At 37.5% G+C, this 8,996-nt stretch carries 12 protein-coding genes; 1 reads left to right on the top strand and 11 read right to left on the bottom strand.

What is annotated here, in order from left to right:
* From GX687_03820 to GX687_03845, 6 genes are all read right to left on the bottom strand, one after another.
* The coding region (locus tag GX687_03820; GenBank protein HHX96573.1) for an electron transport complex subunit RsxA at positions 1-94 on the bottom strand (94 nt) is incomplete at its 3' end.
* A gap of 17 nt (positions 95-111) precedes the next feature.
* Entirely contained in the window at positions 112-756 is a 645-nt protein-coding gene (locus GX687_03825; protein HHX96574.1) for an electron transport complex subunit E, read from the bottom strand.
* A complete protein-coding gene (locus tag GX687_03830) occupies positions 749-1,339 on the bottom strand; it encodes an RnfABCDGE type electron transport complex subunit G (protein HHX96575.1) in 591 nt (196 codons plus the stop codon). The genes GX687_03825 and GX687_03830 overlap by 8 nt, the downstream gene beginning before the upstream one ends.
* Complete coding sequence (locus GX687_03835) at positions 1,332-2,276, bottom strand: RnfABCDGE type electron transport complex subunit D (GenBank protein ID HHX96576.1); 945 nt, start codon at positions 2,274-2,276, stop codon at positions 1,332-1,334. The genes GX687_03830 and GX687_03835 overlap by 8 nt, the downstream gene beginning before the upstream one ends.
* Positions 2,273-3,607, bottom strand: coding sequence for an electron transport complex subunit RsxC (gene rsxC, locus GX687_03840; GenBank protein HHX96577.1), 1,335 nt, complete (start codon positions 3,605-3,607; stop codon positions 2,273-2,275). The genes GX687_03835 and rsxC overlap by 4 nt, the downstream gene beginning before the upstream one ends.
* A 93-nt stretch (positions 3,608-3,700) precedes the next feature.
* Positions 3,701-5,380, bottom strand: a complete 1,680-nt coding sequence (locus GX687_03845) for a hypothetical protein (protein HHX96578.1) — start codon at positions 5,378-5,380, stop codon at positions 3,701-3,703.
* Between the two features lie 191 nt (positions 5,381-5,571).
* Between GX687_03845 and GX687_03850 the strand changes: the two genes are divergently transcribed.
* Positions 5,572-5,772 (top strand): cold shock domain-containing protein, encoded by a 201-nt coding sequence (locus GX687_03850; GenBank protein ID HHX96579.1) that lies wholly within the window; start codon positions 5,572-5,574, stop codon positions 5,770-5,772.
* A gap of 35 nt (positions 5,773-5,807) precedes the next feature.
* Here the strand turns inward: GX687_03850 and GX687_03855 are convergent, their stop codons facing one another.
* The 5 genes from GX687_03855 to thiD form a co-directional block, all read right to left on the bottom strand.
* Positions 5,808-6,257, bottom strand: a complete 450-nt coding sequence (locus GX687_03855; protein HHX96580.1) for a PH domain-containing protein — start codon at positions 6,255-6,257, stop codon at positions 5,808-5,810.
* Positions 6,258-6,272: 15 nt separating this feature from the next.
* Positions 6,273-6,962, bottom strand: a complete 690-nt coding sequence (locus tag GX687_03860; protein HHX96581.1) for an HAD family phosphatase — start codon at positions 6,960-6,962, stop codon at positions 6,273-6,275.
* Positions 6,952-7,605 carry a thiamine phosphate synthase gene (locus GX687_03865; protein ID HHX96582.1) on the bottom strand — a complete coding sequence of 218 codons (654 nt, stop codon included), beginning with the start codon at positions 7,603-7,605 and terminating at the stop codon, positions 6,952-6,954. The genes GX687_03860 and GX687_03865 overlap by 11 nt, the downstream gene beginning before the upstream one ends.
* Positions 7,595-8,431, bottom strand: coding sequence for a hydroxyethylthiazole kinase (gene thiM / locus GX687_03870; GenBank protein ID HHX96583.1), 837 nt, complete (start codon positions 8,429-8,431; stop codon positions 7,595-7,597). The genes GX687_03865 and thiM overlap by 11 nt, the downstream gene beginning before the upstream one ends.
* The coding region (thiD, locus tag GX687_03875) for a bifunctional hydroxymethylpyrimidine kinase/phosphomethylpyrimidine kinase (protein HHX96584.1) at positions 8,418-8,996 on the bottom strand (579 nt) is incomplete at its 5' end. The genes thiM and thiD, both read right to left, overlap by 14 nt.

An 8,996-nucleotide genomic window follows, 5' to 3' on the forward strand; every position in this document is an offset into this window, starting at 1 on the left:
AAACACCCAAAAAAGGACAAACACCCAAAAACTGCGATAAAATTATGTTATTAATTAAAACTGCACTAATAATAATTAAAATCATTTCCCGCATTTTTTAATCCTCCTTTCTCAATGACCACTGACTTCCTGTGCCATTTCTCGATCCACTCTTATTTTATGATTTTTTTTCACTTTCCTATTTTGTAAGCAATTTAAAAAACCTAAAATACTACCTAAAGTTAAAAAAGCACCTGGAGGCAAAATCATAATTAAAGCCGCAGTAGTAGAACCTGGCATTACAGGATAACCCATAAAAGTTCCGGCACCCAAAACTTCCCTACATGCAGCTACAACTACCAAAGCCAAAGTATAACCTAAACCCATTCCCAAACCATCTAAAATAGAAGGAAATAACGGGTTTTTACTGGCAAAAGCCTCGGCCCGTCCTAAAATAATACAATTAACTACAATCAAAGGAATGAAAATACCCAAACTAGCAAATAAATCCGGTAAATAAGCTTGTAAAATCATTTCTGTTAAAGTAACAAATGAAGCAATAATTACTATATAACAAGGAATCCGAATACTATCCGGAATTAGTTTACGCAATAATGAAATCACAATATTAGAAGCCAAAAGTACACTAGTAAAAGCGATCCCCATACCTACCGCATTATCAACAGAAGTTGTAATCGCTAAAGCCGGACACATCCCCAAAGCCAAACGAAAAAGAGGGTTTTCACTGATAATTCCTTTAGTAAATTCTTTACCCATTTATATTCCCCTCCTCACTACAAAAATGAGCCTTAAAATGCCGCCGGGCAGCATTTACCCCATCAGTAACAGCCTGTGATGAAATAGTTGCCGAAGTAATCGCCAAGATTTGATTATCCTGCAAGGGCTCACGATTTACAACCTGTAAATCCTGGGAAATGCCTTTATTTCGAAAACGATCCGTAAAGAAACTTTTTTGCACTTGATCTCCCAAGCCCGGGGTTTCGGACTGTTGTAAAATTTTAATGGCTGTAATTTTGGGAGTAGTAATTTCAAAACCAGCCAATAATTGAATTCGTCCATTATAACCAACAGGTTCCACCGTATAAATTACACCCACCAATTTATCCTGCTGATAAACTGTGTTAACTTCCGCAATTACCGGATCTTCCGGTAAATATTTTTCAGTTTCGTCAATAATTTCTTCGGCCTGACTAAAGACCTCCCGAAAACTTCTCAGCTTTTCTTCTAGGAGTTGTTGGTCAATTAAAGGTTGTGTAAATTGATGCACATAGGCAATAGCCAAACCGGCAATAGCAGCCACCAAGCATAAAAAGAGACCTAATTTCAATGATTTACGCACTTCTGCCAACACCTCCAAAAACACGCCTTTTAGTATAGCGATCTATCAAGGGTGTAGCCATATTCATTAACAAAATCGAATAACAAACCCCCTCTGGATAACCACCTTGCAGCCTAATCAATACAGTCAAAAGTCCACAGCCAATCCCGAAAACCAATTTTCCCTTGGGGGTAATGGGACTTGTTACCCAATCAGTAGCCATAAAAAAGGCCCCCAAAATTAACCCCCCACTTAGTAGATGATAAATAGGGTACTCCCAACTATTCCCTTGTGTCCAACCCCAAATAGCTGTCAAAACAAAGACAGTACCCAAATAAGAAAATGGAATTCGCCAATTGATCTGACCTTTATAAAATAAATAAACAGCACCTAAAAGTAGGGCTAATGCACAGGTTTCACCCAAACTTCCCCCTACATTACCTATAAAAAGTTGTTTCAATGAAGGTAAATCTGAATGACCGGCCTTTAACATTCCCAAAGGGGTAGCAGTTGTTAGACCATCAAATGGTTTAATCCACTTAGTCATAGCTGCTGGCCAAGAAGCTAATAATACCGCTCTACCGACCAAAGCCGGATTAAACAAATTATTACCCAAACCGCCAAATAATTGCTTGCCCACAATAATCGCTATAAACGCTCCTATAGCCGCCATCCAGCAGGGTAAGCCTGCTGGTAAACAAAAAGCCAATAATAAACCAGTCACCACCGCACTATAATCATTTAAAGTAATTGCTTGTCCCCTAATTTTTTGAGCTAAAAACTCACTAAACATGGCCACAATAATACAGGTGAAGATAACTTTTATTGCCCCAAATCCGAAAAAATAAATTGCAGCCACTAATGCAGGAGAAAGGGCCAAAAGCACATCCCGCATTGCCGCGGAAACGGTATTACCACTATGAAAATGTGGTGCTGTAGAAATAGTTAATTTACTCATTTCTTTTTACCTCCCCCCTTTTTAGCTAAAGCAATAGCCTGTTTAGCCCGTTGAATATATTGTACTAAGGGGATATGTGCTGGACAAACATAAGCACAAGAACCACATTCAATACAACTTAAGACATTATTTTTTTCGGCCTGCTCCCAAAAACCACGTTTAGCCAGACGTACCAAAGTAGTTGGTTCTAAAAATAAAGGACAAGCCTCAATACATTTGGCACAGCGTACACAACTAGTTTCTTTTTTCACTGTCCCTGCCGTGTGGGCTAAAACCACAATTCCGGAAGTACCTTTAACTACTGGTATATCTGCCGTAAAGACTGTTTTCCCCATCATTAAACCACCAGCAATGATTTTTTCAGTTTCACCTTGATAACCACCACTTTCCTCAATCAGGTGACTAAACAGTGTGCCAATTCTTACTAAATAATTAGCCGGTTTTTTAATACCAGTACCATTTACCGTAACAACACGTTCAATGAGTGGTTTACCTTCTTCTACAGCCTGAGCGACAGCAAAGGCTGTACCCACATTATTGACAATTACACCTACATCAAGGGGCAATCCCCCCACGGGAACTTCTCTTTGTGTACAAGCATAAATAAGATGCTTTTCCGAACCTTGTGGATATTTAACCCGTAAAGGCTGAACTCGAATTTGTTTATCATTAATTAATATTTCCTGTAAATGTTTAATAACATCTAATTTATTTTCTTCTACAGCAATAATTCCCTGCTGGCAATCAGTTGCTTTTAGAATATAGCGTAAACCAGTAATAATACGTTCCGCCTGTTCCAGCATTAAACGATGATCGGCTGTAAGATAAGGTTCACATTCAGCACCATTTAGAATAATATAATCTGCTTTTTTTCCTTCTACTGGAGCATATTTCACATGTGTGGGGAAAGCCGCCCCACCCAACCCCACAATTCCCGCCTCCCAAACAATCTTTCTAATTTCTTCACCACTTAAATCTCCGGGATGAGCTCGAGGTTTTACGGTCGCAGCCCATTCCTCACGGCCATCATTTTCTATAATAATACTAGTCACGAAATTTCCGCCGGGATGACCCATTTTTTCAATTGCCTTTATTTTACCACTAACACTAGCATGAATAGGAGCAGTTACAAATCCCTGTCCGGCGGCTATTTTTTCTCCTTTTTTAACCTGATCACCTATTTTGACCAATGGCGAACAAGGTGCACCAATGTGCTGAACTAATGGTAAATATACTAATTCCGGAATAGAAGCGGGAACTATAGCCAACCGCTCGGTATTTTCTTTATACCCAGGTAGATTAAGACCACCCTTAAAGGTAGCTGTGTTCATTTTCTTTCCCCCCTCTGCACCAATTACAAATCAATAACACTATTTTACACCATCTTAACTTTTAATTAAACTCTAAATTTTAAATCTCACTATTTATTGACAAATTGCTGCGGCAATTTCTCGAAAAAGGGGAGCAGCCACTTCCCCTCCCCTTAGGGAACCTTGTACAACTTTTTTTTCTTCCACCATGACCACAATAGCTAAACGCGGTTCCTCCACCGGAGTAAAACCGGCAAACCAGGCAATTACTTTCCCTTGTTCATTAACTTGAGCTGTACCGGTTTTACCAGCAGTCCCTTCTTCCCCCACCCAAGCTAATTGGCCTGTTCCAGAACGACAAACTTCGCTAAGTGCCTCTTTTAAAATTTGACAAGTACTAGTTTTTAAAACTCGTCTGGGTAAAGCTGTAGGAAAATCCTGAATTAGATCACCTTGATAATTACGAATTTCCGCTACTAAACGACAAGGTTTATATAATCCACCTCTTGCTATTGTGGCATATAAATTAGCTATCTGCAAAGGACTTACCAAAACACCTTCCTGACCTAAGGAAGCATTACCCAAAAGTGCTGGTGGAATACTATCACCTAAATCAATTTCAAAGCCCAAATTATTCGCATAAAACATAAGTTTATCGGCACCTAATCTTAAACCCAACTGCACAAAAATACTATTACATGATTTAATCAAAGCCTGCCGTAAATCCAAAGAACCATGTTTACTCAAACAATTAATTTCGGTCTGATCACTAAACAAATAACTACCTGTGCAGACAAACTTTTCTGCTGGCTCAACTAAATTTTCCTCTAAAACACCCGCAGCAACCACTGTTTTAAATACCGAACCAGGATAAAAGGCTCTGCGTCTAGTACGTTCTAAAAAAACTTCTTCCTCATCCAAATATTGAACAATATTATTTTGGTCAAAATCCGGACGACTCGCCAGTGCCAGAAGGTCACCACTTGGTATATCTATTACCACAACCGCACCTTTTTCAATTTTTTCGTCCATAATTTTTTCTACACATTCTTGACAAAAATGATCAATAGTTAAGATTAAATGATTCCGCCAACTATCAACTACTTCATCCTTAAATTTGTAGCCTAATCCCTCCAAAAGTTGTCCGCGAGCATCTGTTAACCCCTTTAACTTTTTTTCGGGCCGGGCCCCTCTTAAAATTTCTTCATACTCCTTTTCTAATCCAGCCACACCGATTTTATCTGTTCGGCGATAAGCCCCTGGCCAAAAATTGTTCATATCAATAGTTTTACCATTTCGCGTTAATTCCTCCCATTGTGCAGTATTAATACTATTTAAATAACCAATCAAGTGTTTAGCTAGACTATGTGGCCCATAACGTGTCTTTACCAAAACAATAGCTGTACCTGGAAAATTCACCTCCCGTAATTTTTTCACTTCCTCCTTACTTAAATTAATTTTTAGCAGAAAAGGCTCCTGTTTAGCTTTTAACTGTTTTTCACATTCTTGAACCACTAGACCGAGTAATTCCGCTAGTTCAGCACAATGAACCAAACAATCTTCCGGAAAAACCATTAAACAGGGTCTTAAACCACTATCTGTTAAAGAAATCAAATTATGGTCAAGAATTTCTCCACGATAATGTTCCTCAGCTTCAAAAATACGACTATGTAAAATCACTGCTTTTTCCGCTAAATCTTTTCCCATGATTATCTGCAGATAAAATAATTTCCCTGAAACTAAAAAAAGTAAACCTGTTATTAACCAAATTAATAACCTAATCCTTTTACACATAAACCTCACCCTTTTTAGCTTTACCGAGAGATTATTTTCTAAACTTTACTTTTTCGGGAAACTATGTTAAGATAATCAGCACGTGTTCAAGAGTTTCAAAGATTCACCTGTTTTGACCTCTTTTTTTCAGTATTGGTCAAAGGGTATCGACTGAACTTTTTGATCAGTTTAAGGGAAAAGGAGGTTTAAAAATGCAAGGTAGAGTAAAATGGTTTAATGCCGAAAAAGGATTTGGTTTCATCGAAACCGATGAAGGCGAAGACGTATTTGTTCACTTTTCGGCTATTCAAGGCGATGGTTTCAAAACCCTTGATGAAGGTGAAGTAGTTACTTTCGACGTAGTCGAAGGTGATCGCGGTCCTCAAGCGGAAAATGTAGTTCGTAGTAATTAAAGAAAAGGGTGTACTCCTCTGGGGTCCACCCTTTTTTACATTTTAGAAAGTTGTTTTTGCAGATACTTGCTGAATTCGGCAGGTTTTTTAAATTCCGCCCACACTTTTTCCTTACCCACATTTTGGATAATTCTAATTGTACCAAAATCCAAAATTCTGCCCATTGCCTCTTGTTCAACTTTAACTTCCTTAATTTCCGAAAAAAACAGCTCAGCACTTAATCTGTTAAAAAATCTAAAAATCAGTAATACTCTTTGATTAGTTAAAATCAATTCTGCAGTTAAATAATAAAAAAGGGCTTTAAGCAGCCAAAAAAAAGCCCAAAATAAAATTATCACCGCCAAAAACAAATAAGTTTCACCTAAACTTAGGGCAATTAGAGAAAACAAACCTGCAGCTAAAGGACGAAAAAAAATAAACCAGTGTATTTTTGTACGAATAACTATTTTTTCGTCCACTGCTAAAATAGCGGACAAAAAGTTCAAAATTCCCCCCCCTATCTATAAAGCAGGAGCCTCATATTCTCGAATAATTAATTCTGAAAAATTTTTAATCCATAAATCCGCATTTTCTTTTATTTCCGTCCACTCATTACGGGAGTGCTGATCATAAACTCCCACTACTCTCATACCGGCCATTTTAGCACTTAAAACACCAGCCAAAATATCTTCAAAAACAATACATTCCTCTGGTTCTATTTCTAATTCCTGGGCACATTGCAAATAAATATCAGGGAAGTTTTTGTCTCTTTCCACATCCTCTCCAGTGGTGATCACCTCAAAATTATCTTTAATACCATTATTTTTTAAAACTGCCTTGGTTAAATTTCTATTATTACTAGTAGCTAAACCAATTTTTAAGTCTCGAGATTTTAAATAATTTAAATAATTTTTAACCCCAGGCTTCAAGGTAATTTTTCGTGCATATTCATCATAAACCATTTCATTCCATTCTGCCATGATTTCTTCGATAGATTCTGGAATCTGAAAATTTTCCTGAAAATAAATAGCCACATCTCGAAAATGTAAACTTTTAATTTCTTCAGCCAAATTTTCTGGTACAGGAATATCCCTTTTAGTTAAAAAATCCCGATCAACCTTTTCCCAAACCCCTACCGAATCAATTAAAACTCCATCCAAATCAAATATAATCCCTTTTACCTGCCAATTATTAATTACTCTACACTTCATTAAAAAAAATCCCCCTTTGAATATTCTCCTTGAATTCTCTAGCTGTTTTTTCAATTTCTTTACTTTTTAGCAAAGCGGAAATTACCGCAATACCATCAATATTTGTTCCTTTTAATAAAGCCAAACTCTGCAAATTAATACCACCAATCGCTATTACTGGTATTTTAACAGCTTGTTTAATTTTTCGCAATTGGGATACTCCAATAGCCACTGCCTCTTTTTTTGTCCCCGTGGGAAAAATCGCTCCTGCTCCTAAATAATCCGCACCTGCGGCTTCAGCTTCCACGGCTTCAGTGACACTAGTCACCGAAGCCCCTATTATTTTATCTTTCCCCAAAATTTGCCGAGCGATTTTTACCGGGAGATCACTTTGTCCCACATGCAGACCTGCTGCCCCGACTGCTAAAACTAAATCAGCACGATCATTAATAATTAAAGGCACCTGAAAACTATCTGTGCATTTTTTTATTTCTACTGCCAAATCATAAAATTGCCGGGTATCCATTTCTTTTTCACGCAATTGCACTAAAGTAACTCCACCTTGTAGAGCCTGTCTAAGTGCCTCTTTTAAAGTTAAATGTTTTAAAAAACTTCGTTCTGTTACCAAGTACAAGGAATAATCTACCAAGGACTTATAATTCACGAATTTTTCCCCTTTCCAACAAAACTTGTGGCTCTAAAAGAGAGACCTGATCAATTAATTTTGTACGAAAAGTAGCCATACCTGCTTTAATTTCTTCGGCCGCAATTTCTCCCGCAATACTTAAAACCATGACACCTGCTAAAGCTGCCTCTAAATAATTAGTAGTTATACCACTATAAGTACCAATTAAAGAAGAACACATACACCCTGTACCAGTAATTCCAGCCAACCAAGGATGCCCATTATTTAAAGCATAAGTTTTTTTACCATGGGAAATTAAATCAACTTCCCCGGTCATAGCCACCACACAATTAAATTTATGAGCTAAACTTTGCACAATTGTTTTCCCAGAAGCCAAATTGGCTTCACTCAAAAGATCCTCTGGGGCCACATCTACCCCTAAAGTAGTTGCTTCTAAACCCCCCACAGCCTTTATCTCCGAAGCATTACCCCTAATTACCGCCAAATCAACATTCTCCAGTAAAAGATGACAGCTATCTGTACGAAAAGTCGTCGCTCCTGCCCCTGCAGGATCTAAAATAACCGGTACACCTAATTCATTTGCTTTTTTACCAGCAGCTAACATTGATTCTAAAGTACGCTGATTTAAAGTACCAATATTTAAAATCACTGCCGAAGCCAAGGCAATTACTTCTTCTACTTCATTAATTTCATCGGCCATGATTGGTGATCCACCACAAGCTAAAACAATATTAGCACAATCATTAACCGTAACATAATTAGTTAAATGATGTATTAAAGGTGTTTTTTCCCTAATCAGTGCAACAAGTGTTGCTGCGTTTTTTAGTAATTTAGTTGTTTCCAAATTTAATCCCTACCTTTCGATATAAATCATAAAAATGGTTAGTCGGACCAACCCCTTCTCCAAGATCCAAGGAATATTTTATGGCTGTAGTAATATATGCCTTGGCTTTTTCTACAGCCTGTTCCAACTTAAAACCCAAAGCGAGATTGGCCGCAATGGCCGCTGAAAGCGTACAACCGGTACCATGAGTATTTCGAGTGACAATCCTACGAGATTTATAATAAGTAAAATTAGCTTTCGTAAATAAAACATCTAAAGGCTCTCCTTTTAAATGCCCCCCTTTCACCAAAACAGCTTGTGGTCCCATTTCATAAATCATTTTCGCCGCTTTTTCCATAGCTGTTAAAGATTCAATTTTTAAATCACTAATTATTTCCGCCTCATATAAATTAGGTGTTATTATTGTAGCTAAAGGTAAAAGTTCTTTAATAAGAGTAGCTGCCGCTTCTGGATTTAAAAGAGTATATCCTGTTTTAGAAACCATCACCGGATCCAAAACTATAAATTCAGGCTGATATTCCCTCAGTTTTTTGGCAATCATTTTAATACTTTCCACTTGGGAAAC

The organism is Clostridia bacterium, from assembly GCA_012841935.1.
Lineage (GTDB): Bacteria > Bacillota > Peptococcia > DRI-13 > DTU073 > DUTS01.

Excerpts from the sequence above, each read along its gene's own strand:
- GX687_03845 (HHX96578.1), bottom strand. The coding sequence starts at position 5,380 with ATGTGTAAAAGGATTAGGTTATTAATTTGGTTAATAACAGGTTTACTT.
- rsxC (HHX96577.1), bottom strand. The coding sequence starts at position 3,607 with ATGAACACAGCTACCTTTAAGGGTGGTCTTAATCTACCTGGGTATAAA.
- GX687_03850 (HHX96579.1), top strand. The coding sequence starts at position 5,572 with ATGCAAGGTAGAGTAAAATGGTTTAATGCCGAAAAAGGATTTGGTTTC.
- GX687_03860 (HHX96581.1), bottom strand. The coding sequence starts at position 6,962 with ATGAAGTGTAGAGTAATTAATAATTGGCAGGTAAAAGGGATTATATTT.
- GX687_03825 (HHX96574.1), bottom strand. The coding sequence starts at position 756 with ATGGGTAAAGAATTTACTAAAGGAATTATCAGTGAAAACCCTCTTTTT.
- GX687_03835 (HHX96576.1), bottom strand. The coding sequence starts at position 2,276 with ATGAGTAAATTAACTATTTCTACAGCACCACATTTTCATAGTGGTAAT.